Annotated in this window: 18 protein-coding genes and 1 tRNA gene; 5 read left to right on the plus strand and 14 right to left on the minus strand. The window is 72.8% G+C overall.

From position 1 onward, the window contains the following. Positions 1-4: 4 nt before the first annotated feature. The 3 genes from ACFYO5_RS05720 to ACFYO5_RS05730 all read left to right on the plus strand — a co-directional run bounded on the left by ACFYO5_RS05720 (position 5) and on the right by ACFYO5_RS05730 (position 1,807). The gene (locus ACFYO5_RS05720; RefSeq protein ID WP_388704528.1) at positions 5-952 is read left to right on the plus strand and encodes a glycine betaine ABC transporter substrate-binding protein; all 948 of its coding nucleotides are present in this window, start codon (positions 5-7) and stop codon (positions 950-952) included. A gap of 82 nt (positions 953-1,034) precedes the next feature. Next, positions 1,035-1,616 carry an ArsR/SmtB family transcription factor gene (locus ACFYO5_RS05725; protein ID WP_388704531.1) on the plus strand — a complete coding sequence of 194 codons (582 nt, stop codon included), beginning with the start codon at positions 1,035-1,037 and terminating at the stop codon, positions 1,614-1,616. Positions 1,617-1,627: 11 nt separating this feature from the next. Beyond that, positions 1,628-1,807 carry a hypothetical protein gene (locus tag ACFYO5_RS05730; protein ID WP_388704533.1) on the plus strand — a complete coding sequence of 60 codons (180 nt, stop codon included), beginning with the start codon at positions 1,628-1,630 and terminating at the stop codon, positions 1,805-1,807. 25 nt (positions 1,808-1,832) lie between these two features. On the opposite strand, the gene ACFYO5_RS05735 is transcribed toward ACFYO5_RS05730, so the two are convergent. The 4 genes from ACFYO5_RS05735 to ACFYO5_RS05750 all read right to left on the minus strand — a co-directional run bounded on the left by ACFYO5_RS05735 (position 1,833) and on the right by ACFYO5_RS05750 (position 7,573). Further along, on the minus strand, positions 1,833-2,624 hold the full coding sequence (locus ACFYO5_RS05735; RefSeq protein ID WP_388704536.1) for a PDZ domain-containing protein: 792 nt from the start codon (positions 2,622-2,624) through the stop codon (positions 1,833-1,835). A 444-nt stretch (positions 2,625-3,068) separates the two neighbouring features. After that, positions 3,069-3,713, minus strand: coding sequence for a helix-turn-helix domain-containing protein (locus tag ACFYO5_RS05740; RefSeq protein ID WP_356560011.1), 645 nt, complete (start codon positions 3,711-3,713; stop codon positions 3,069-3,071). Positions 3,714-4,091: 378 nt separating this feature from the next. Then, positions 4,092-5,885: a DEAD/DEAH box helicase gene (locus ACFYO5_RS05745; RefSeq protein WP_356560012.1), complete on the minus strand. Its 1,794-nt coding sequence runs from the start codon at positions 5,883-5,885 to the stop codon at positions 4,092-4,094. A 215-nt stretch (positions 5,886-6,100) separates the two neighbouring features. Continuing rightward, positions 6,101-7,573 (minus strand): MFS transporter, encoded by a 1,473-nt coding sequence (locus tag ACFYO5_RS05750; RefSeq protein ID WP_388704540.1) that lies wholly within the window; start codon positions 7,571-7,573, stop codon positions 6,101-6,103. A gap of 235 nt (positions 7,574-7,808) precedes the next feature. On the opposite strand from ACFYO5_RS05750, the gene ACFYO5_RS05755 reads away from it, so the two are divergent. Next, a tRNA-Cys gene (locus ACFYO5_RS05755) sits at positions 7,809-7,880 on the plus strand. Between the two features lie 57 nt (positions 7,881-7,937). Here ACFYO5_RS05755 and ACFYO5_RS05760 read toward each other — a convergent pair. The 8 genes from ACFYO5_RS05760 to ACFYO5_RS05795 form a co-directional block, all read right to left on the minus strand. Beyond that, on the minus strand, positions 7,938-8,522 hold the full coding sequence (locus tag ACFYO5_RS05760; protein ID WP_388704543.1) for a DinB family protein: 585 nt from the start codon (positions 8,520-8,522) through the stop codon (positions 7,938-7,940). 253 nt (positions 8,523-8,775) lie between these two features. Continuing rightward, complete coding sequence (locus tag ACFYO5_RS05765) at positions 8,776-9,957, minus strand: SUKH-4 family immunity protein (RefSeq protein WP_388704748.1); 1,182 nt, start codon at positions 9,955-9,957, stop codon at positions 8,776-8,778. Between the two features lie 657 nt (positions 9,958-10,614). Next, the gene (locus ACFYO5_RS05770) at positions 10,615-12,924 is read right to left on the minus strand and encodes a xanthine dehydrogenase family protein molybdopterin-binding subunit (RefSeq protein ID WP_388704545.1); all 2,310 of its coding nucleotides are present in this window, start codon (positions 12,922-12,924) and stop codon (positions 10,615-10,617) included. Then, positions 12,921-14,588, minus strand: coding sequence for a 2Fe-2S iron-sulfur cluster-binding protein (locus ACFYO5_RS05775; protein ID WP_388704548.1), 1,668 nt, complete (start codon positions 14,586-14,588; stop codon positions 12,921-12,923). The genes ACFYO5_RS05770 and ACFYO5_RS05775 overlap by 4 nt, the downstream gene beginning before the upstream one ends. Next, positions 14,585-15,478: an FAD binding domain-containing protein gene (locus ACFYO5_RS05780; protein ID WP_388704550.1), complete on the minus strand. Its 894-nt coding sequence runs from the start codon at positions 15,476-15,478 to the stop codon at positions 14,585-14,587. Before ACFYO5_RS05780 ends, ACFYO5_RS05775 begins: the two co-directional genes overlap by 4 nt. Positions 15,479-15,915: 437 nt before the next feature. Beyond that, positions 15,916-17,544: a beta-N-acetylhexosaminidase gene (locus ACFYO5_RS05785; RefSeq protein ID WP_388704553.1), complete on the minus strand. Its 1,629-nt coding sequence runs from the start codon at positions 17,542-17,544 to the stop codon at positions 15,916-15,918. A gap of 309 nt (positions 17,545-17,853) precedes the next feature. Continuing rightward, positions 17,854-18,138: a DUF3039 domain-containing protein gene (locus ACFYO5_RS05790; RefSeq protein ID WP_280881958.1), complete on the minus strand. Its 285-nt coding sequence runs from the start codon at positions 18,136-18,138 to the stop codon at positions 17,854-17,856. Between the two features lie 29 nt (positions 18,139-18,167). Further along, positions 18,168-18,740 (minus strand): YqgE/AlgH family protein, encoded by a 573-nt coding sequence (locus ACFYO5_RS05795; RefSeq protein ID WP_356560019.1) that lies wholly within the window; start codon positions 18,738-18,740, stop codon positions 18,168-18,170. A 262-nt stretch (positions 18,741-19,002) separates the two neighbouring features. Between ACFYO5_RS05795 and murA the strand changes: the two genes are divergently transcribed. Beyond that, on the plus strand, positions 19,003-20,349 hold the full coding sequence (gene murA / locus ACFYO5_RS05800) for a UDP-N-acetylglucosamine 1-carboxyvinyltransferase (protein WP_073492205.1): 1,347 nt from the start codon (positions 19,003-19,005) through the stop codon (positions 20,347-20,349). A 150-nt stretch (positions 20,350-20,499) separates the two neighbouring features. Here the strand turns inward: murA and ACFYO5_RS05805 are convergent, their stop codons facing one another. After that, positions 20,500-20,781, minus strand: coding sequence for an HU family DNA-binding protein (locus tag ACFYO5_RS05805; RefSeq protein WP_004000874.1), 282 nt, complete (start codon positions 20,779-20,781; stop codon positions 20,500-20,502). 335 nt (positions 20,782-21,116) lie between these two features. Beyond that, positions 21,117-22,532, minus strand: coding sequence for an NAD-dependent malic enzyme (locus ACFYO5_RS05810; RefSeq protein ID WP_388704557.1), 1,416 nt, complete (start codon positions 22,530-22,532; stop codon positions 21,117-21,119). Between the last annotated feature and the right edge of the window lie 259 nt (positions 22,533-22,791).

The following is a 22,791-nucleotide window of genomic DNA, read 5'->3' on the forward strand; positions in this document are numbered from 1 at the left end:
GAGGATGGCGTTCTGTCTCGCGGGGCTGCTGGTGCTGGCCTCCGGCTGCGGCCTGACCAGCGGTTCCCCCATGGTCGACGACGTCTCCCCCGGCTCGATCGGACAGGGCGAGCCGCTCAAGGGCGCCGATCTCACCGTGACGTCCAAGTCGTTCACCGAGAACCTCATCCTCGGCGCGATGATGGGCATCGCCTTCGAGGCGGCGGGGGCGCAGGTCCTGGACCGGACCGGCATCCAGGGTTCCATCGGCGGCCGCGAGGCGATCCGCAAGGGCGACGCCGACGCCATGTACGAGTACACGGGCACCGCCTGGATCACGTACCAGGGCAACAGCGAGCCTCTGACGGACCCGGTGAAGCAGTGGGAGGCGGTGCGTGACGCGGACGTGCGCAACGGGGTGACCTGGCTGCCGCAGTCCCGGCTGAACAACACCTACGCGCTGGCCATGAACCGGGCCAACCAGGAGAAGTACGGCACGCGGACGCTGTCGGAGGTGGCGGAGCTGTCCCGGTCGGACCCCAGGGCCGTCAGCCTGTGCGTGGAGAGCGAGTTCGCCAACCGCGCGGACGGACTGCCGGGCATGGAGAAGGCGTACGGCATGAAGGTCCCGGCGAACCGCGTCACGCAGATGGACACCGGGATCATCTACACCCAGGCGGCGAAGGGCAGTTGCACCTACGGCGAGGTCTTCACCACCGACGGCCGCATCAAGTCCATGCACCTGGTGGTGATGGCGGACGACAGGAAGTTCTTCCCCAACTACAACGCGGCGCCCGTGATCAACAGCAAGACCTTCGAGAAGTGGCCGGCCATCGCGGAGGTCATCGACCCGGTCACCGCGAAGCTGGACAACGCGGTCGCCCAGGAGCTGAACGCCAGGGTCGACGTGGCCGGGGAGGACCCGCACCAGGTCGCGCTGGACTGGATGAAGGCGGAGGGGCTGGTGAAGTAGGGCGGCAGGGGCGGCAGTCGGCCGGGAGCGACTTGCAGAGAAGTCGTTGCAAAGGTCTCTTTGCAACGCTATCTTTGCGGGCATGACGGAGCATGAGAGCCGGACACGTCGGGTGCTCGACGCCCGCGCGCTGCGCGGACTGGCCCACCCCCTGCGGATGCAACTGCTCGACGCGCTGCGGCAGCGCGGCCCGGCGACCGCCTCCCAACTCGCCGAGCGGTTCGGCGAGTCGAGCGGCGCGACCAGCTACCACCTGCGCCAGCTCGCCGCGCACGGCTTCGTCGAGGACGCCCCGGAACACGGCAAGGGGCGCGAGCGGTGGTGGCGCGCGGTGGACGACGGACTGGCCTTCAACAGCGCGGAGTTCATCGACGCCGGACCAGAGGTACGGGGCGCCGTCGAACTGTTCCTGCACGAGATCGCCCACACCCACGCCCGCGAGCTGTCCACCTGGCTCAGCACCCGCGAACGCTGGTCGCCGTCCTGGGCACGGTCCAGCGACATGAGCGACATGACCCTGCGCCTCACACCCGACCTCGCCGGCGAGCTGGTCGACAGGATGCACGAGCTGATCGAGAGCTACCGCGACCGCGCGACCGCCGAGGACCCCGAGGCCGAGCAGGTGCGCGTCCACACCCACCTCTTTCCCCACGCCCCGGAATGAGAGGCACCGCCATGCACCCCGAGCACCACCTCGCCCACCTCCGCGCGGCCGACCTCCGCGCGCGGGCCGACGCCCACCGCCTCGCCGCCGAAGCCGCCCGCCCACGTGAACTGCGCACCCGCCTCGGCTGGACCCTCGTCGAGATCGGCCTGCGCCTCGCGACCGCCCCGAGGCCGGCCTTCGCCCACTAGGCCGGCACCGGACGGGACGACGGGGCTAGCAGCTCGGGACGGAGCCGCTCCCCTTCTCCAGCGCGATCAGGGCGCTGACCGCGCCCTTGAGAGTGGACACCGGAACCAGCCGGAGGCCCTCGGGGAGTTGCGACCTGGCGTCCGAGCACTCGGCCTTCGGCACCAGGAAGACGGTCGCGCCGTCCCGGCGGGCGGCCTGCGTCTTCAGCGCCACACCACCGACCGCTCCGACCTTGCCGTCCGCGTCGATGGTCCCGGTACCGGCGACCGTACGGCCGCCCGTCAGATCACCTCCGCTGCCGTCGCCGTCGAGCCGGTCGATGATCCCCAGGGAGAACAGCAGGCCCGCGCTGGGGCCGCCGACGTCGGCGAGCTTCAGCGTGACCTCGATGCCGTCGTCCGTACGGCCGAGGTACCTCAGGGCGGCCTCGGCCGCGGTGTCCTGGGACTCCTTCATCTGCTCGGTGTTGTACCGCTCGATCTCCTTCGTGCTGTTCCCGGCGGGGTAGACCGAGTCACGCGGCATCACGGCCTGGTCGGTGCGGAACCAGCCGTCGAGCACATCGCCCAGGGTGATGTCCGCGTCCGGGCCGGTCGCCTCGATGGTCGTCATCCGCAGCTGCCCGGTCGTGTCACGGGTGGGCGCCCCGGAGATCGTGATGACGGGCGTGCCCTTGTTCTCACCGAGCACATTCGCCGTCATCCCCGGCTGCGCCACCGAGAACGGCAACGGCGCGAACCCCACGGCGGCGAACAGCGCCACGAGCGGAAACGCGCAGACGGCGAGGGCCTGGGGACGAGTGAGGCGTGAGAGCACGGCCCCAATCTAACCCGCCCCACCACCCCGTCCGCCTGCCGGTGCCGAGCCGCGGGCCGGGCACACCGCGGCCACCCGGCCGCGGGCCCGCCCCTTCGGGCCGCGGGCCGCCCGGGGCGGACGGGCGGGCGATGCCGGACTCCCCCGCCGAGCGACACCGAGAGCCCGGGCACCCTGTGAGCGCCGGACCGCGCGGCCCACCGGGCCCCGCAGCCACCCGCGCCCACCCCGCACCCCACGCCGACCGCTCCACGCCCACCTCGCCCGGCCGGCCCGGCAGTCAGCACAACGCCTCACCCGCCTCGCCCGGCCGGCCCAGGGGTCAGCGCAACGCCTCCGCCACCTCGCCCGGCCCGGCGGTCAGCACATCGCCGTCCCCATCTCGCCCGGCCGGCCCGGCGGTCAGCACAACGCCTCACCCGTCTCGCCCAGCCGGCCCGGCGGTCAGCGCAACGCCTCCGCCACCTCGCGGGCCGCGTCCATCACCCGCTGCCCCACCCGCTCCGGCACCGCGTCGGCCAGCATCACGACACCCACGCTGCCCTCCACGCCCGTCACGCCCAGGAGAGGCGCCGCGGCCCCGCTCGCGCCGGCCTCCAGCTCGCCGTGGGTCAGGGTGTACCCGGGCTCCGCGGAAGCCGTCCGCTGCCGGGCGGACAGGATCGCCTTGCCCGCGGCGCCCCGGTCCAGCGGATGCCGGAACCCGGCCCGGTACGCCACGTGGTAGTCGGTCCACGTCGGCTCGACCACGGCGACGGCCAGCGCCTCCGCCCCGTCGACGAGCGTCAGATGCGCGGTCGCCCCGATGTCCTCGGCCAGCGATCGCAGTGCGGGCAGCGCGGCCTCCCGCACCAGCGGGTGCACCTGGCGGCCCAACCTCAGCACCCCGAGTCCGACCCGGGCTCGTCCGCCCAGGTCACGTCGTACGAGTGCGTGCTGCTCCAGGGTGGCGAGCAACCGGTACACAACGGTCCGGTTCACGCCCAGTTTGTTGGAAAGCTCGGTGACGGTCAGCCCGTGGTCCGTATCGGCCAGCAGTTTGAGGACCCTCAGTCCCCTGTCGAGCGTCTGGGAGGTCTCCGCGGTCACGACGCCCACTCCTTAAGTGGTGAGGTCGGCGGCCTCCACAGCGGCGGATGCGTCACCGAGTCCCGTCAGCGACGCGCGTCAGAGGCCGCCGATCGGCGGAGGGGTCCGGCGTGTCCGGACCCGGTCGCTTCACGGCTGCGCTCCGCGGCGGCGCTGCCACGGGGCGTGTGCGTAGCGGGACAGTAGCGAAGCAGGTTCGCTCAGCGGAAGGCTCCGTCCAGAATCCGGGCAGTGGCCGACAGGGGCTACCTGTGTTTGTCCCGGTACGTACGGTGCGCGATGCCGTCCCGAGCGCCCCCGCGTGGCAGTGCGGCGCCGGGCGCCTCCGTGCGGCAATGCGGCGCCGGGCGCCCCGCGTGGCAGTGGACGCCCGAGGCGTCACTTCATGCGGGTCGCCCACTCCTGGACCTTGGCGATGCGCTGGCGCAGCTGCCCCGCCGTCGCCTCCGCGCTCGGCGGCCCGCCGCACACCCGCCGCAGCTCGGTGTGGATGACCCCGTGCGGCTTGCCGCTCTGGTGGACGTACGCGCCGACCATCGTGTTGAGCTGCTTGCGCAGCTCCATCAGCTCCTTGTGGGAGACGACCGGCCGCCGCTCGGCCGGCAGCTCCAGCAGGTCGGCCTCCGTGTCGGGCTTCTTGCGGCTGTGCGCGATCTGCTTGGCCTGCCGCTTCTGGAGAAGCATCTGCACCTGGTCGGGCTCCAGGAGCCCGGGGATGCCGAGGTAGTCCTGCTCCTCCTCGCTGCCGGGGTGGGCCTGCATGCCGAACTCGGCGCCGTTGTACATGACCCGGTCGAAGACGGCGTCGGACTCCAGCGCCTCGAAGGGCAGCATGTCCTGCTCGCCGGTGTCCTCGTCCTGCTGCTTCTCCGCGTCCTGGAGGAGCTTGTCCTCCTCGGCGTACGGGTCCTCCTCGCCGTCCTTCTTGGGCTTGTCGAGGACGTGGTCGCGCTCGCGTTCCATCTCGTTGGCGAAGCCGAGCAGGTCGGGCACGGTCGGCAGGAACACGGAGGCGGTCTCACCACGCCGCCGTGACCGTACGAACCGGCCCACGGCCTGCGCGAAGAACAGCGGCGTGGAGATCGTGGTGGCGTACACGCCGACCGCGAGGCGCGGCACGTCGACGCCCTCCGACACCATCCGCACGGCGACCATCCACCGGTCGTTGCTCGCGCTGAACTCGTCGATCCGGTTCGACGCGCCGGTGTCGTCGGACAGGACGAGGGTCGCCTTGGACCCGGTGATCTCCCGGATCAGCTTGGCGTAGGCGCGGGCCGAATCCTGGTCGGAGGCGATGACCAGCGCGCCCGCGTCCGGGATCGCCTTCCTGACCTCGGTGAGCCGCTGGTCCGCGGCGCGCAGCACGCTCGGCATCCACTCGCCGCGCGGGTCGAGCGCCGTGCGCCAGGCCTGGCTGATCGCGTCCTTCGTCATCGGCTCGCCGAGCCGTGCGGCGATCTCGTCGCCCGCCTTCGTGCGCCAGCGCATGTTGCCGCTGTAGGAGAGGAAGATGACGGGCCGCACGACGTTGTCCGCGAGGGCGGAGCCGTAGCCGTAGGTGTAGTCGGCGGACGAGCGCCGGATGCCGTCGTTGCCCTCCTCGTACGTCACGAAGGGGATCGGGTTGGTGTCGGAGCGGAACGGCGTACCGGTGAGCGCGAGCCGCCGCGTGGCCGGCTCGAACGCCTCCAGGCAGGCCTCGCCCCAGGACTTGGAGTCCCCGGCGTGGTGGATCTCATCGAGGATGACGAGGGTCTTGCGCTGCTCGGCGCGGTTGCGGTGCAGCATCGGCCGCACGCCGACGCCCGCGTACGTCACGGCGATGCCGTGGTAGTCCTTGCTGAGCGGACCGGCGCTGTACTCGGGGTCCAGCCGGATCCCTATCCGCGCGGCCGCCTCCGCCCACTGCTTCTTCAGGTGCTCCGTCGGCGCGACCACGGTCACCTGCTGCACGACGTGGTGGTGCAGCAGCCAGGACGCGAGGGTCAGCGCGAAGGTCGTCTTGCCGGCGCCGGGGGTGGCGACGGCGAGGAAGTCGCGCGGCTGCTTCTGGAGGTACTTCTCCATCGCCCCCTGCTGCCAGGCGCGCAGCTTGCCGGCGGTACCCCAGGGGGCCCGGCCGGGGAAGGCGGGAGAGAGGTGGTGCGAGGTGGAGGCGGCGGTGGTAGTCACGGTCTCCGGTTCGTGGGTCGTTCGGCTTCGTCCGTCGTGCGGCTGCGTGTGCGTCGTACGGCTGCGTGCGCCGTGCGGCCGCGTGCGTCGTACGGCTGGGTCCGTCGTGCGGTTCCGTCCGTCGTGCGGCACGCCGCGTACGACAACCGGGCCACCCTACCGGCGGTGCCCGGCCGCCACCCCGCGAACGAGGCCGGGTCGCGCCCGGGTGGGACTCACGTCACAGCCGTACCGTCGCTCACTCTCTGTCGCAGCCGTGTCGTCACCCATGCCCCCACCAGGGCCACGGCCGCCATCGGCAGGAAGACGGCGGCGAAGGCGGCCGGATGCGAGCCGCCGGAGGAATCGGTGGTCGCGTGCGAGACGGTCCCGCCGCCGAGCGCCGCGAAGGCGGCACCGCCCGCGGCCAGCAGCAGCACGTTGGACAGGCCGTCGGAGATCTGGAGGGCGGCCGAGTTCGAACCGGCCTCCTCGGGGGCGGACAGCTGGAGCAGGAGCACACTCGTGGAGGAGATCACCAGGCCCATCCCGAAGCAGCCGAAGCCCCAGGCGACGGCGACCGTCCAGGCGGGCACGGCCTCGATCAGCACGCTCGGCGCGGCGGCGATGGCCCCGGACACGAGCACCATGCCGCCGGTCATCAGCCGGTCCCGGTAGGGCTCCACGCGGGGCCGGGACTGCACCCAGGAGCCCAGCGCCCAGGTCGCCCCGCCGGCCGCGAGGGAGAACCCGGCGAGGGTGGGGCTGAGGCCGCGCTGGGTGACCAGCATCAGCGGAACGAAGGACTCGGCGGCGATGAACGACCCCGCGGCCACGCCGCGCAGCAGCACCACCGAGGGCAGGCCGCGGGCCGCCCGCCAGGTGCCGTGCGGCAGCAGTCCGAGGACGGCCGGCACCAGCAGGGCGATGCCCGCGGCGGCGGGCAGGACGGACAGCGGACGCAGGTCCTGGGCGGCGTACTGGAGCAGTGCCGCGCCGAGGGAGATGCCGAGGGCGAGGCGGATGCGGCGCCGGTCGGAGGAGGCACTCGCGGTCCCGCCGACCGGGCCCGCGGCCCGCCGCCGGATCTGCGGCAGCGCGAGGGCGAGCGGCAGGACGACGAGCGCGGGGATCGCGAGGAACACCCAACGCCAGCCGAGATGCTCGGTCACCGCGCCGGCCGCCAGCGGTCCCACGACCGACGGCACGACCCAGCTCGCCGCGAACGCCGCCATGATCGCCGGCCGCAGCCGCTCCGGATACGCCCGTCCCACGACGACGTACAGCGCGACGATCACCAGCCCGCCGCCGAACCCCTGCACGGCCCGCCCGAGGATGAACAGCCACATGACCCCGGCGGTCCCCGACAGCACGAGCCCCGCGGCGAAGGCGGCGATTCCGCAGGTCAGCGACGCCAGCGGGCCTCGCCGGTCGGACCACTGACCGGCCAGCACCATGCCGAACAGGCTGGTAGTGAAGTACCCCGAGAACGCGAAGGCGTACAGGGAGAGCCCGTCCAGCTCCCGCGCCGCCACCGGCATAGCCGTCCCCACGGCGGTCGCCTCGAAGGCGATCAGCAGCACGACGGACACGACCCCGATGCTCAGGGCCCGGTGGTCCCGCCCCAGCACGGTCTCCCGCGACGGGAGCGAGCCGGACTTCTCGGGTGCGTCTGCGACACCGGTGTCGCGAGGTTCATGGACGGCCATGCCCGCCAGAGTAAGGCCCGCAACCGACATTGACCCCTGTCGAGAGGCCGTACCGGCCCTCGTCCATTGGTCCTACGCCGCCCCCCTCCGCCGCCGGAAGGCCGCCCGTTCATGAACGGCACATGGCAGTCGCGTTGCGGCCCCCACGGCACTCTTGAGCCCCGCGGTCGCCGGGCCTACGGTCATCACCAAGCGGTTCGAAGGGGGAGGCACTCCCCGGAACAACCGGCTGAACGGCCGTGTGCCCGAGTGGTTCAGGGGCTCGCCTGCAAAGCGAGTTACGTGGGTTCGAATCCCGCCACGGCCTCTGGTGCGTGACCAGCGATAACAGAAGGGCGGCGCCCCGTGAGGGGTTCCGCCCTTTCTAAGCCTGGTTCCGCGCGGCCGACCTGGCGGCCTGCTCGATCTTCGCGCAGTGGGCGGCACGGGCTGCCTCGTCGATCTGCTTCTCGTGTTCGGCGCGCATCCCGGTCCGGCCGTCGAGGCCCTCGCGCAGGATATCGGCGTGCCCGGTATGCCGGATGGACTCGCCGAGGACGTGGACCATGACGGCGAAGAGGTTCGTGTTGGGACAAGGCTCCGGCCACCACGGCACATGGCCGGGGGCGTCGAGCGGAAGCTCGTTGATCGTCGCGTCCGAGTGTTCCCACGTGCGCCGGTAGAACCCGATGATCTGATCGCGGGTCTCGTCCTCGGTCGCCCATAGATCGCTGCCGTCGGAGTCCTGCCACCGGGGCAGTGGTTCCGGGGACGGGCGGTCGAACACCTCGCCGAAGTACCTGGCCTCGACGCTGGCCACGTGTTTGACCAGGCCGAGGAGGTTGGTCCCGGTCACTGTCAAAGGTCGGCGGGCGTCATATTCGGACAAGCCATCGAGTTTCCAGAGCAGCGCCGCGCGGCCCCGCCGCAGTCTCCCGTGCAGGTCGCCCTTCGCGAATTCATCGATCATGTGGCATGAGCCTGCCATGGGCTGCTCGTGGTCTCGTACTGGGGCGGGGGGACCGCTGCCCGCGGACGGCGGAAGGCTCGAAGGTGAGCGGCTGCTCGCCGCAGGAGGGGACCTGATCTCGCTCGGCCGCTCGTTCCCGCAGTCGTTCGATCAGATCGGGGTTGGCCACAGGTGGGAACAGGCTCAGTGTGTTCCCCGGGCCCGCCAGTCCCTGCGCGGACCTCACGGTGCGGCGCCGGGCCACCGGACGCCCTCAGGCGTAGAGGCCGCCGCCCGCCTCGTCCTCGAACATGCCGGGCCAGTAGCGCCAGCCGTCGTCGGTGGGCGTCCTCGGCGTGGGGTCGCAGGCCACCGGGTCGAGGACGGCGAGGGTGCGGGTCATGGTGGCGGCCAACTGGTCGTAGGCCTCGGTCAGTTCGTGTTCCGCGTCGAGGGTGTGCTCACGGTGGACGAGCCAGAGGGTGAACGCCAGTGTCGAGATGTCGGCGTTCAGCGGGCGGAGTCTGGATTCCGCCTCGCTCCAGGCCAGCACCGCGCCGGTGGCGCCGTCCAGCACGAGGCTGGTGTCCTCCACGAGGTGGCCGAGGCGGATCAGCCGGCCGGCGCCCTCGGGGAGTTGGGTGTGCGGGTCGTCCGCCCAGTGCTCGGCGAGGGTGGGCAGCGGGACGTCCATGTCGAGGGAGAACCAGACGCATTCCTCGGGGAGTCCCGTCTCCCGCAGGAAGCGGCGGGTCGGCTCGTGGGAGAGTGCGGCCGGGAAGTCGACCTCCTCGAAGCGGACGATTCCGCCGGTGTCGAACTCCTCGTCCAGCAGCCGGGGCGGCAGGTCCAGGGCGAGCCCGGAGCGGGTGCCGGGGCCCGCGACCAGCGCCAGCGGACGGATGACGGCCGCCAGCCGCCAGAACGGGGGCACCTCGCCGTCAGCCCCCGACTCGTACAGCGCGAGGAGCTGCCCGGACGCCTCGGCCACCGCCTCGGGCCCGAAACGGCCGGCGTAGGCCGCGAACTGGCCTCTCAGGGCGGCCAGTTCGTCGGCGGCCGTGGCGAACCGCACGAGCTTCTCCAGGGAGGGCGCGAGCGGCCGGCGGTCCATCAGCTCGGGGCGGTCGTGGAAGAAGTACGCCGTCGTGATCTCGCCGGTGGCGCCGTCGAGCAGCACCGACTCGGTCCGCGGGCCGTCCGCGCCGACGAGTCCGCCGATGACCAGCTGGTCGCGCAGGTCGGCGGCGAGCCGGTGGCCGGGGTCGCCGGCGGAGTCCGCGACCGTGCGCAGGCCGTCCGTGCGCAGCGCCTCGAACGTCACCAGCGCGCCGACGTCGGGCAGTCCGGGGCCGGTCAGCCAGCGGCGGCTCGGCGCGTGAGTGACGTACGGATCCAGCTCGGCCTCGGAGAGGGTGATCACCGGCGTGCCGGTGGTGGTGCTGGTCGTGCTCATCGGTCCCCCGTGCGTGAAGTTCGCCGTCCCACTGCTGCGCACACTACGCGGCACCACTGACAACGGCCCTCGACAGGAAGGACGTCGGGCCACGCGCGCGCGTTGCCTTCCCGCGAGGATCGCCCCGACCGTCCCACCCACGGTCGACTGCGTGGTGTCCGGCCGGGGTCCGAGGCGTGACGTTCGGGTGCGCGGTGGGGTGCGCGGTTGGGTGGCGAGGTCCTCGACGGTCCACGCGGTGCCGTAGCCGTTGCTCTCGCGGGCCGCCTCGCGCGCCGCCACCGCCCCGTCCGGCGGGAGGACGACGACGTACGGCGGGCGGGTGCGGACCGGCGCGGTGAACGCCTTCAGGTGGGCGCCGAGCACCACGTCGCGCACGACGGCCGTGAAGCCCGCGCGCGCAGGTGTCCGCGGCCTGCGCCGACAGGCGGGGCCGGAGCCGGGCCTCGGCCCCGTCCGCGGCGCCCTCCTGGGCCCCGTGGTCGGCGCCGGGGCGTACTCCTCGCGCCCGGAGACGCTCATCCGGCGGAAGGCGTCCCGCCCTCACGCACGTGTGCCGCGCGCGAAAGGGGTTCGGCGAGCGCCCGTGCGACCGTCGACCTACCGGAGGCCGGGCCGCCCGTGACGAGCACCACGCCGCTCATCCGGTGACTCCGCTCACTGGCTGGTGACGACGGCCGCCTGCGGCCTTATCGGCAGCCGGTTCACCGGGCGGCCGGTCGCGGCCCGTACGGCGGAGGCGATCGCCGCCGGGGACGTCACGACCGGCACCGCGCTGGCCGCCTTCGCGCCGAACGGCGCGACCACGTCCCGCTCCTCGACCAGCTTGACGATCCGGATGTCCGGCGCGTCCAGGGCCGTGGGCAGGGCGTAGCCGGTGAGGTCGGGGTGGCGGATCAGGCCGCGCGGGGTGCGCAGGTTCTCGGTCAGGGCGATGCCGACGCCCTGGGTGACGCCCGCCTCGATCCGGGCGACGAGCTGCGCCGGGTTGAGCACCCGGCCCACGTCCTGGGCGACCGCCAGCTCCACGACCCGCACCGAGCCCAGCTCGATGTCGACGTCGACGACCGCCCGGATGGCGCAGAAGGCGAGACCGACGAACGCGTCGCCCTGACCGGCGCCGTCCAGCGGCTCGGTGGGGTGCGGGCGGCACTGCGCGGTGGCCCACAGCTCCTTGCCGTGCAGTTCCTCGGCGACGGTCGTCGACAGGACGCCGTCGTACGAGGTGATCTTGCCGTCGGTGATCTGGAGGAGTTCGGTGGACATGCCGAACTTGTGGGCGAGGGGCTGGAGGAGCTGGGTGCGGACCATCTTGGCCGCGCGTTCCACCGCGCCGCCGGAGACCCAGGTGTGGCGGCCGCGGCAGCCGGGGCCGGCCGGGGGCTGGTCGGTGTCGACGGGCGCGACGTGCACCTCGTCGACGCCGAGCGTCTCCTGGACGATCTGCCGGGCGAGTGTGGTGAAGCCCTGGCCGCTCTCGACGGCCGCGCACAGGACCGTCGCGACGCCGTCCTGCACCTTGACAGTGGCCGTGGAGACCTCGTCCGTGCCCTCCGCGCCGAGCATGTGGACCATGCCGAGGCCGTAGCCGACGCCCCGGCGCACCGCGCCCGGTTCGCCCGCGCCCTCGGGGCCGCCGGGCAGCAGCCAGTCCTCCTCGGGGGTGTCCTTCGGCAGGGCGGGCAGCGGGAAGTCCTGGACGGCCTGGAGGAGTTCGGCGACGGGCGCCGGGCAGGTCACCGTCTGGCCGGTCGGCAGGACGTCGCCGGTGGCCATGGCGTTGCGCAGCCGCAGCTCGGCCGGGTCCACGCCGAGTCTCTTCGCCAGTTTGTCCATCTGCGCCTCGTAGGCGGCGCAGACCTGCATCGCGCCCTCGCCGCGGACGTGGCCGGAGGGCGGGTTGTTGGTGCGGACGGCCCAGCCCTCGATGAAGGCGTTGGGGACGACGTAGGGGCCGCAGGCGAAGGAGACGGCGGCGGCGAGGGCCTCGGCGGAGGTGTCGGCGTAGGCGCCCGCGTCGAGGAGGATCTGGGCCTCCACCTTGACCAGTCTGCCCTCGGCGTCCGCGTGGTGGCGGTACCGCAGCAGTGTGGGGTGGCGGTGGGCGTGGCCGAGGAAGGACTCCTCGCGGGTCGCGGTGAGTTTGACCGGGCAGCCGGTCCGCAGCGCGAGCAGGCCGAGCGGGAGCTGGAATCCCTGGTCCTCGCGGTCCGCGGTGGCGCCGGGCACTCCGGTGACGACGATCTTCACCTGATCGGGTGCCAGGCCGAAGCAGGCCGCGGCGGTGTCCCGGTCGCTGTGCGGGTCGGTGGAGGCCAGGTACAGCTCCACGCCGCCGTCGGGCCTGGGCACGGCGAGTCCGGCCTCGGCGCCGATGGGGGCGGGGTCGGCGCGGCCGATGCGGTACTGGCCCTCGACGACGATCTCGCCGGACGCGGCCGGGTCGCCGTGGTGCAGCGGGATGTGCCGGATCAGGTTGCCGTCGGGGTGCAGCGGATCGGCCTCGAAGGCGAGTTCGGGGTCGGTGACCGGGTCGAGCACCTCGTACTCGACGATGACGGCCGCGGCGGCCATCCGCGCGGTGTCGGGGTGGTCGGCGGCGACGGCCGCGATCGGCTCGCCGTGATGGCGTACGACCTCGGAGGCGAACACCGGGCGGTCCGCCCGGCCGCGTCCGTGCAGCGGGCTGCCGGGTACGTCCTCGTGCGTGACGACGGCCCGTACGCCGGGCATCTCCCGCGCGTGGGTGGTGTCGACGGAGACGATCCGCGCGTGGGCGTGCGGGGAGCGCAGTACGGCCGCCCAGAGCAGCCCCTCGGCCCACAGGTCGGCCGCGTACGGGAAGGTGCCCTCGGTCTTCGCGCGGGCGTCGGCGGCCGGCAGGGAGGCGCCGAGGCCGTGCGGGATCGGCTCGGGGGGCGGGGCGGCCTCCGCGGGGCTCGTCGCGGTGGCTGCTTCGTTCGTCACGCCTGGCCTCCGTCCTGGCCGTACGCCGGGTCGTGCGGGTGGGGCTGCGCGGGGTTCTCGAACGCCGACGCGTGGATGCCTCCGCCGCCGGGGCCCGCCTGGTGCGGAATACGTGCCTCGTCGCCGTCCGACTCAGCGTCCGCGGAGGAGTGTGCCTCGCGTTCGGCGACGACGTCCTGGACGGCCTGGAGGACGCCCCGGTAGCCGGAGCAGCGGCACAGGTTGCCGCAGAGCGCCTGACGGGCCTCCAGCTCGGTGGGCGCGGGGTTGCCCTCCAGCAGGTCGTGCACGGTCATCGCCATGCCGGGCACGCAGAAGCCGCACTGGACGGCCCCGCACCGGGCGAGCGCCCGCTGCACGTCGGAGGGCTGTCCGTCGACGGCGAGGCCTTCGACGGTACGGATCTCGCTGCCGGCGGTGGTGACGGCCGGGACCAGGCAGGAGGCGACGAGGCGCCCGTCCACCTGGACGTTGCAGGCGCCGCACTCGCCCTGGGAGCAGCCGTCCTTGGCGCCGGCGAGACCGAGCCGTTCGCGCAGGACGTAGAGCAGCGACTCGCCGATCCAGGCGTCGGTGACGGGCCGGTCGGAGCCGTTGACGCGCAGGACGTAGGAGGCGAGGGGGTGGTCCTCGTGGTGAGCCGCCCCGCGCGCGGGCTCCTCCGCCGGGCGGTCGTCGTCCACGCGCGTGGACGACGCGCCGAGATCGGCCTGTTCGGGTTGCCCGAGGCCCTCGGGGTGTTCCGCGCGCTCCGGGTGCTCCGGGAGTTCGTCCGCGGGGGCGGCCGGTTCCGGGGCGGCCGCCGACGGGAGGTCCTCGGCGGCCTCCGGCGGCTCGTGGGCGCTCTCCTGGCCACTGGGGTCGTCGGGACCCTCGGGGGACGGCCGCCGGCCCTCCACGGGGCCGGACACGGCCTCGTACGGCTGTCCGGGCGGCGGCAGCTCGCCCGGGTGTCCGTGCTCGTGCGGGGCGGGCTGCTCGCCGGAGGCCGGCTCGGTGGTGTCGCGCACGGGGGCGTGTCCGAAGAGGGACGCGTCCGGTCGCGCTCCGGCGTCCTCGGCCAGTGGCGCCCCGGCCCCGTCGGTCCCGGGGTTCCAGGACCGCTCGTCCGGCGCGGGTTCCGTCGCCCAGGGCGCGGACGCGCCGCCCGGCAGGGTGGCCGGGGGTGTTCCGCCGCCCCACTGCTCGACCAGCGCGGAGGTCGTGAACTCGCCCGACTCGTCGGGCAGGTCGCCGCCCGCGACGGGGATCGACCACTGGCCGGTCACGTCGTGGCCGGGCGCGGGGGCGTGCTCGGCGGGCGCGTTGGCGTCGTCGAAGGTCCACTGCCCGGTGGCGCCGGGGTGGTAGGCGAACCGGTCGCCACCGACCGTCCCGCTCGCCGGCGCGGGCCAGTCGGCGCCGGCGGCGGGGGCCGCCCAGGAGCCGTCGCCGGCCGCGGCGGGGTCGGTCCCGTCGTGCGTCGCCTCGATCCGCGGGGGCACGTACCCGTGGCCGGGCGCAGCGAGCGGGCTGCCGTCGCCGCGGGCGGCCAGCAGGGCGTCGATGCCGCCCTCGGGAAGCTTCACGAAGGCGGTGGCGCCGTCGTCGTAGTCGCCCTGGGGCAGCGGGTCCCAGCGGCCGCCGCCCGGTGGCGTGCCCTGTCCGTGCTGGTCGTCGGTCATGACAGTGCCCTCCCCAGTGCTCGTCGGGCCAGCGTGGCGACGGTGCGCCGCAGATGCAGTACGGCGGGCGGTAGCGGTTGCACGGAACCGTCCTCCGCGGGAACCGGGTCCGGGATGCAGGCGGCGGCGACGTACTCGCCGAAGGCGTTGAGCGCCTCCGGGACGAGGGCCCGGTTGTTGTCCCAGTCGATGAGCCGGGCGACCCACTGCTCGGCCTCCAGGGGCCGCAGCGGCATCGGCGCTATGGCGCCGACGGCGCACCGGACGCCGCGCCGGGCGGGGTCGAGCACGAGGGCGACGGAGGCGACGGCCCGCCCGGGACCGGTGCGGCCGGTCGCCTTCAGGAAGACCTGGGGGGCGTGCAGGAGCGGCACGCGCACGTACCCGATGAGTTCGCCGCCGCGCAGCATGTCCATGCCTGCCAGCAGGTGCGACACGGGGATCTCGCGGCGGACTCCGCCGGGGCCCGCGATGATCAGGGTCGCCTCCAGCGCGGCCAGTACGGGCAGCGCGTCGCCCGTGGGGGCGGCGGAGGCGATGTTGCCGCCCAGGGTGCCCGCGTTGCGGATGTGCGGCGGGCCGGCGGCGCGCGCGGCGGCGGCGAGCGCCGGGATGAGGGCGGCGAAGTCGGGGCGGCCCATGCGGGCGTGGGTGAGTCCGGCGCCGAGCAGGGCGTGCCCGTCCTGGTACTGCCAGCCGCGGATCTCGCTGATGCGGCCGAGGCCGACCAGCGCGGCGGGCCTGAGCTGGCCGGAGTTGACGGCGGCCATCAGGTCGGTGCCGCCCGCCACGGGCACGGCGGCCGGCGTGACGGCGAGTGCCGCCACGGCTTCGTCCAGTGTCGCGGGCAGCGTGACGGCCTGCCCCGCCTGCGGTGCGTGCGTGGTCAAAACCGGCTGCCCCTTCCCGCTGCCCCACCTGGTCCCACCTGTGCTGCCGTACGGTACGTGCTGACAGGGCGGACGTGGCAACTCTGGCACATCTTCGCAAGGCCCGAACGCGGGGGTCCGTCAGGAGGCATTCGCCCGTCTCGTCCGGGAGATGGCCCGATTTCGCACGACATCTCCGGTGTGCGCGCATCGCCACTCTTCGGTGGTCCTGAAGTGATTTCTCCTTGACCGGGGAGTGCCGACCCGGCCTCCGCGCTCCGGCCTCGGCGGCCCGGCCTCGAAACTCCGCTTTCGACGATCCGGCCTCGGTGGCACGGCCCCGCGATCAGGCGTCGACGGTTCAGATTCAGCGCTCCGGGCTCAGCGGTTCGGGCTGAGCGCTCAGCGGTTCGGATTCAGCGCTCAGCCGTCAGCGCTCCGGTCTCAGCGCTCCGCATTCAGCGGTTCGGGGGCGCGCCCTCGATCGGCCGGCCCAGCACGCCCGGCCGCCGCTGCCAGGGTTTCGGGCCGCCCGGCGGCCGGTAGGCGACGCCCAGCGCGTCGAGCCGCTTGTAGTGGGCCTCCATCCGCCGCTCGAAGTCGGCGAAGTCCCGCTGCTCCGGGGCGGGCAGCCGGCTCCAGGCGACCTCGGCGAAGGCCGCGAGCCGGGGGAAGACCTGGTAGTCCACGCGCGCCGGATCCTCCATCACCTCGGTCCACACGTTGGCCTGCGTGCCCAGCACGTGTCGCGCCTCCTCGGGCGTCAGCCGGGGCGGCACGGGCTCGAACCGGTAGACGTCCTCCAGGCCGCGCACGTAGCCGATCGGCACGGGTTCGTCGGCGCCGCCGTCCTGCCGGTGGTCCAGGTACACCTGCTGCTCGGGGCACATGACGACGTCGTGGCCCGCGCGCGCGGCGGCGATCCCGCCCTCGTAGCCCCGCCAGGACGACACCGCGGCGCCGGGGGCGAGGCCGCCCTCCAGGATCTCGTCCCAGCCGATGAGCCGCCGCCCGCGCGCGGCGAGCCAGGTGTCGAAGTGCCCGATGAACCAGGCCTGCAGTCCGTCCTCGCCGGCGAGTCCGAGTTCCGCGATGCGGGCCTGCGCCGTCGGCGAGGCGCGCCACTGCTCCTTGGGGCATTCGTCGCCGCCGACGTGGATGAACTCGGAGGGGAAGAGTGCCAGGACCTCCTCGAAGACCCCCTCGTAGAAGCGCAGGGTGTCGTCGGTGGGGGCGAGTACGTTCGGGTTGATCCCCCAGGTGTCCCAGACGGCGAGGGCACGGGTGTCGACGACGTCGGTGTTGCCGAGTTCCGGATAGGCGGCGATGGCCGCCTGGGAGTGACCGGGTACGTCGATCTCGGGGACGACGGTGATGTGCCGCTCGGCGGCGTAGGCGACGATCTCCCGGATGTCGTCCTGGGTGTAGAAACCGCCGTGCGGTCTGTCGTCCCACAGCGGTGAGGCCCGGTGGCCGAATTTCGTGCGCGAGCGCCAGGAGCCGACCTCGGTCAGTCGCGGGTGGCGCTCGATCTCGATCCGCCAGCCCTGGTCGTCGGTCAGGTGGAGGTGGAGGACGTTGAGTTTGTGCGCGGCCATCAGATCCAGGTGGCGCAGGACGCCCTCCTTGGGCGTGAAGTGCCGGGCCACGTCGAGGAGTAGGCCGCGCCAGCGGAAACGGGGGCCGTCCTCGACGGTCTGGTGCGGGATGCCGTAACCCGTCGCGGGCCGCACCGGGGCGCGCCGGAACGCCTCGGGGCCGAGGAGCTGACGCAGGGTCTGCGCCCCCCAGAAGACGCCGGCCGGGTCGCCGCCGCGGATCTCGACGCCCCGGTCGGCGACGCTCAGCCGGTACGCCTCGGGCTCCAGCGTGTCGTCGAGGAGCAGCCGCACGCCGTCGCGGGCCTCCTCGGGGCCGGGCCGCAGCGGCAGGGCGTGAGCGGCGCCGATGGTGGTGCGCAGCCAGCGTTCGGTGCGTTCCGTGCCGGGCGCGGCCCACAGGGTGGTGGAGTCGTCCAGCAGGACCGTGGACCGCAGGGGGCCCTCGACGGCGCGCGGCGCCGGAATGATCTCGTTCCCAGAAGTCACGTCAGTCCTTCACCGCCGCGGGGCCGCGGGCGAGTCGTCGCTGCACGAGTACGAAGAACACCGGCGTCGCGACCGGCCCCGCCGCCGGACCGGCCGCCACCCCGCGCCGGCCGAAGTGAGGCCGATGGCGGACGACTTGGCGAAGACGAATTCGCTTCACGCGGAAACGAGGGAGGACCCGCCCGTGCCGCCGGGGCCGGCAGCGAGGGCGGGGAAGGGGAACGCGGCCCGGCCACGAGCGGCACGGAGGCCCTCAGGGCGCGCCGATCCACACCTTGAGGGCCTCCGGGAGCATCAGACGACCACCGGCTACTTGTCGCCCTTGCCCTTGTCGTCGTCGCCGCCGGACCCCATGGACTCGTAGATCTCCTTGCACATGGGACACACCGGGTACTTCTTCGGGTCGCGGCCGGGCACCCACACCTTGCCGCAGAGCGCCACGACGGGAGTCCCGTCGAGCGCGCTCGCCATGATCTTGTCCTTCTGGACGTAGTGCGCGAAGCGCTCGTGGTCACCGTCGCCGTGCGACACCTGCGGCGTCGGCTCTACGAGGGTCCCCGTTCCGGTGCCGCGCTCGGGCTCAAGAGTGCTCATACGGCCAAGGGTACTGAAGGTCACACCCGTCAGTTGAGCGAAGGGTCGTCCGGGTACGTCGCCACCATCGCCAGCTCGTTGCGCTGGCGGCGCAGGACGTCGCGCCAGAGGGTCTCCGGGGACGGCGAGGACACGTCGCCGGGTTCGGACTCCACCACGTACCAGGCGCCCTCCGTCAGCTCGTCCTCCAGCTGGCCGGGGCCCCAGCCGGCGTAGCCGGCGAAGATCCGCAGGGAGCCCAGGGCCGAGGCGAGCAGCTCCGGCGGGGCCTCCAGGTCGACGAGGCCGATCGCGCCGTGCACCCGCCGCCAGCCGAGCGGCGCGCCGTCGACGGCCGTGCCGCCGGGGATCACGGCGACGCCGAGCGCCGAGTCGAGGGAGACCGGGCCGCCCTGGAAGACGACACCCGGCTCGCCGGTGAGGTCGGCCCAGTCCTCCAGGATGTCCCCGACGCCCACCGGCGTGGGGCGGTTGAGGACGACACCGAGCGAGCCCTCCTCGTCGTGGTCGAGAAGGAGCACCACCGCGCGGTCGAAGTTCGGGTCCGCCAGGGCGGGGGTTGCCACGAGCAGCCGCCCTGTGAGCGAGGACACCTCGGTCATGCCAGACATGATCCCCCATCTTCCCCGCCCGTGGGGAGGCAACCGGGTGCCGGGGAGTGAGGGCAGGCCGGGCGCACGGACGCGGTCCGGGCGCACGGACGGTCCGGCCCGCCCGCGGTGACCGCACGTGCCCGGCGGGAAACGGTTCGTGTTGTGACACAGCCATGACGTCCCCGGGCCGCCCTCGGGCTTACGGGACGGGGGTCCACGGCGATTACTCTGTCCTCTCCGGCCCTGCCCCACTCCACGGAACGCGAGATACATGACCGTCAACGGCTCAGACGACGTCCTGCTTGTCCACGGCGGAACCCCGCTTCAGGGCGAGATCCGTGTCCGCGGTGCGAAGAACCTCGTACCCAAGGCCATGGTCGCCGCCCTGCTGGGCAGTGAGCCGAGCCGACTGCGCAACGTTCCGGACATCCGTGACGTGCGGGTCGTACGCGGCCTCCTGCAACTGCACGGGGTGACGGTCCGTCCGGGTGAGGAGCCGGGTGAGCTGGTGCTCGACCCGACCTACGTCGAGAGCGCCAACGTCGCCGACATCGACGCGCACGCCGGTTCGAGCCGGATCCCGATCCTGTTCTGCGGACCGCTGCTGCACCGCCTCGGCCACGCCTTCATCCCGGGTCTGGGCGGCTGCGACATCGGCGGCCGGCCCATCGACTTCCACTTCGACGTGCTGCGGCAGTTCGGCGCGAAGATCGAGAAGCGCGCGGACGGCCAGTACCTGGAGGCTCCGCAGCGGCTGCGCGGCACGAAGATCGTGCTGCCGTACCCGTCCGTCGGCGCGACCGAGCAGGTGCTGCTGACGGCCGTCCTCGCCGAGGGCGTCACGGAACTCGCGAACGCGGCCGTGGAGCCGGAGATCGAGGACCTGATCTGCGTCCTGCAGAAAATGGGCGCCATCATCGCGATGGACACCGACCGCACGATCCGCATCACCGGCGTGGACAAGCTCGGCGGCTACAACCACGCCGCCCTGTCGGACCGGCTGGAGGCCGCCTCCTGGGCGTCCGCGGCGCTGGCGACCGAGGGCGACATCTACGTCCGCGGCGCCCAGCAGCGCTCGATGATGACGTTCCTGAACACCTACCGCAAGGTGGGCGGCGCCTTCCAGATCGACGACGAGGGCATTCGCTTCTGGCACCCGGGCGGCCAGTTGAAGTCGATCGCCCTGGAGACGGACGTCCACCCGGGCTTCCAGACGGACTGGCAGCAGCCGCTGGTCGTCGCCCTCACCCAGGCCACGGGCCTGTCCATCGTCCACGAGACGGTCTACGAGTCGCGGCTGGGCTTCACGTCCGCGCTCAACCAGATGGGCGCTCACATCCAGCTGTACCGCGAGTGCCTGGGCGGTTCGAACTGCCGCTTCGGCCAGCGCAACTTCCTGCACTCCGCGGTGGTGTCCGGCCCCACCAAGCTCCAGGGCGCCGACCTGGTCATCCCCGACCTGCGGGGCGGTTTCTCGTACCTGATCGCCGCGCTGGCCGCCCAGGGCACGTCCCGGGTCCACGGGATCGACCTGATCAACCGGGGCTACGAGAACTTCATGGACAAGCTGATGGAGCTGGGCGCGAAGGTGGAGCTGCCGGGCAAGGCGCTCGGATAGCGGGTCCCGCGCGAACACGCCGATGGGGCGGCGACCCGGTACCGGGTCGCCGCCCCATCGGCGTGTTCCGATGCGTCCGAAGAGGCGCGGGGAACTGCGCGACCGGTCACAGACGGCCCGCAGTCACCCCACGGCGCTCTCAGCGGAGCGTCACTTGCCCTTGGCCGCTTCCTTGAGCTTGCTGCCCGCGGAGACCTTCACGCTGTAGCCGGCCGGGATCTGGATCGGGTCGCCGGTCTGCGGGTTGCGCGCGGTGCGAGCGGCACGGTGGGTGCGCTCGAAGGTCAGGAAGCCGGGGATGGTGACCTTCTCGTCGCCCTTGGAGACGATGTCGCCGACGACCTCGGCGAACGCGGCCAGCACGGCGTCGGCGTCCTTGCGGGTCACCTCGGCGCGGTCGGCCAGCGCGGCCACCAGCTCACTGCGGTTCATGTTCTTACTCCCGTGTTCTTCTTGCCGTTGAGGCGTGCCACGCGGCGGAGCCGCATGTTGGGCACAGCGAAGCCGATGCTGCCAGGGTCCTCGGACAGTCCCCGGACCGGGTCCCTTGTCGGACCCTCGCGCCCAGAGACGCATCCTGCCCCCACCTGCGGCGGGAAAGCCAATCCGGCACCCGCAGGAGTCGTGAGAACACCCTTGGGAGTCACACGAAAAGCGCCACTGACTGGCCGCCTACCATAGAGGGCGGTCATGTGTACCGGGTTCCACGACGCGCCGGTTTCATGGCACGTCGTGGCGATCCTCACAGCCCCCGCAGGCCAGGGGCCTCAGACCGTGGCCCCGGCGGCCTTCGCCGCGTCCCGCACGGCCCCGGCCACCGCGCCGGCGACCTTGTCGTTGAAGACGCTCGGGATGATGTAGTTCGCGTTCAGCTCGTCGTCGGTCACCACGTCGGCGAGGGCCTTCGCGGCCGCGAGCATCATCTCCGTGTTGACGGTGCGGGACTGGGCGTCCAGCAGGCCGCGGAAGACACCCGGGAAGACCAGCACGTTGTTGATCTGGTTCGGGAAGTCGGAGCGGCCGGTGGCGACGACGGCGGCCGTCTGACGGGCGACGGCCGGGTCCACCTCGGGGTCGGGGTTCGCGAGCGCGAACACGATCGCGTCGTCGGCCATGGCGGCCACGTCGGCGCCGTCCAGGACGTTCGGGGCGGAGACGCCGATGAAGACGTCCGCGTCGCGCACGGCCTCCCTCAGCGTGCCGGTGAGGCCCTCGGGGTTGGTGTTGTCGGCGATCCAGCGCAGCGCCGAGCCGGGGGCCGCGTCGACGAGGTCCTCGCGGCCCGCGTGCACGACGCCGTGGATGTCGGCGACGACGGCGTTCTTCACGCCGGCCGCGATCAGCAGCTTGAGGATGGCGGTGCCGGCCGCGCCCGCTCCGGACATCACGACACGGATGCTCTCGACGGCCTTGCCCGCGACACGCAGGGCGTTCGTCAGGGCGGCGAGGACGACGATCGCCGTGCCGTGCTGGTCGTCGTGGAAGACGGGGATGTCGAGGGCCTCGCGCAGCCGGGCCTCGATCTCGAAGCAGCGGGGGGCGGAGATGTCCTCCAGGTTGATGCCGGCGAAGCCGGGGGCGATCGCCTTGACGATCTCGACGATCGCGTCGGTGTCCTGGGTGTCCAGGCAGATCGGCCAGGCGTCGATGCCGGCGAACCGCTTGAAGAGGGCGGCCTTGCCCTCCATGACCGGCAGGGCGGCCATCGGGCCGATGTTGCCCAGGCCCAGCACGGCCGAGCCGTCCGTCACGACCGCAACGGAGTTGCGCTTGATGGTGAGGCGGCGGGCGTCCTCGGGGTTCTCGGCGATGGCCATGCAGACGCGGGCCACGCCCGGCGTGTAGATCATCGACAGGTCGTCGCGGTTGCGGATCGGGTGCTTCGACGCCATCTCGATCTTGCCGCCGAGGTGCATCAGGAACGTACGGTCGGAGACCTTGCCCAGGGTGACGCCCTCGATGCCGCGGAGCTGCTCGACGATCTCGTCGGCGTGCGCGGTGGAGGTGGCCGCGATCGTGACGTCGATGCGGAGCTTCTCGTGGCCGGAAGCCGTGACGTCGAGGCCGGTCACCGAGCCTCCGTGGGACTCGACGGCCCCGGTGAGCTGGGAGACCGCGGTTCCGCTCGCGGGCACCTCCAGCCGGACCGTCATCGAGTAGGAGACGCTGGGCGCCGTTGCCATGGCCGACTTCCTCTGCTTTCACCTGTGACGCTGGATGCCGTCCGATCGTCGCACCTACTGCCGGGTAGGCGTTAGCCACCCCGGGTTGCGAACGTTGAGTTCACAACGAAAGAGGTCCACGTCACATGACGTGGACCTCTTCCGTCTGTCTATGACACCGACCCGCCATGCTCGCCTCGCGGCAAGTGGTCGCTCGTAGCGACGAAGGTTGGGCCCGGGGGCTTGGATCGAGCCGGTGTCACACCCAGGCTAACAAACG

This window comes from Streptomyces sp. NPDC006259 (assembly GCF_042870975.1).
In the GTDB taxonomy this organism is placed as follows: Bacteria; Actinomycetota; Actinomycetes; order Streptomycetales; family Streptomycetaceae; genus Streptomyces.

Bases quoted from the DNA above. Each gene is read 5' to 3' on its own strand.
- ACFYO5_RS05720 (WP_388704528.1), top strand. From the start codon at position 5: ATGGCGTTCTGTCTCGCGGGGCTGCTGGTGCTGGCCTCCGGCTGCGGC.
- ACFYO5_RS05725 (WP_388704531.1), top strand. From the start codon at position 1,035: ATGACGGAGCATGAGAGCCGGACACGTCGGGTGCTCGACGCCCGCGCG.
- ACFYO5_RS05730 (WP_388704533.1), top strand. From the start codon at position 1,628: ATGCACCCCGAGCACCACCTCGCCCACCTCCGCGCGGCCGACCTCCGC.
- ACFYO5_RS05750 (WP_388704540.1), bottom strand. From the start codon at position 7,573: ATGGCCGTCCATGAACCTCGCGACACCGGTGTCGCAGACGCACCCGAG.
- ACFYO5_RS05760 (WP_388704543.1), bottom strand. From the start codon at position 8,522: ATGATCGATGAATTCGCGAAGGGCGACCTGCACGGGAGACTGCGGCGG.
- ACFYO5_RS05765 (WP_388704748.1), bottom strand. From the start codon at position 9,957: ATGAGCACGACCAGCACCACCACCGGCACGCCGGTGATCACCCTCTCC.
- ACFYO5_RS05775 (WP_388704548.1), bottom strand. From the start codon at position 14,588: ATGACCGACGACCAGCACGGACAGGGCACGCCACCGGGCGGCGGCCGC.
- ACFYO5_RS05790 (WP_280881958.1), bottom strand. From the start codon at position 18,138: ATGAGCACTCTTGAGCCCGAGCGCGGCACCGGAACGGGGACCCTCGTA.
- ACFYO5_RS05795 (WP_356560019.1), bottom strand. From the start codon at position 18,740: ATGACCGAGGTGTCCTCGCTCACAGGGCGGCTGCTCGTGGCAACCCCC.
- murA (WP_073492205.1), top strand. From the start codon at position 19,003: ATGACCGTCAACGGCTCAGACGACGTCCTGCTTGTCCACGGCGGAACC.
- ACFYO5_RS05805 (WP_004000874.1), bottom strand. From the start codon at position 20,781: ATGAACCGCAGTGAGCTGGTGGCCGCGCTGGCCGACCGCGCCGAGGTG.
- ACFYO5_RS05810 (WP_388704557.1), bottom strand. From the start codon at position 22,532: ATGGCAACGGCGCCCAGCGTCTCCTACTCGATGACGGTCCGGCTGGAG.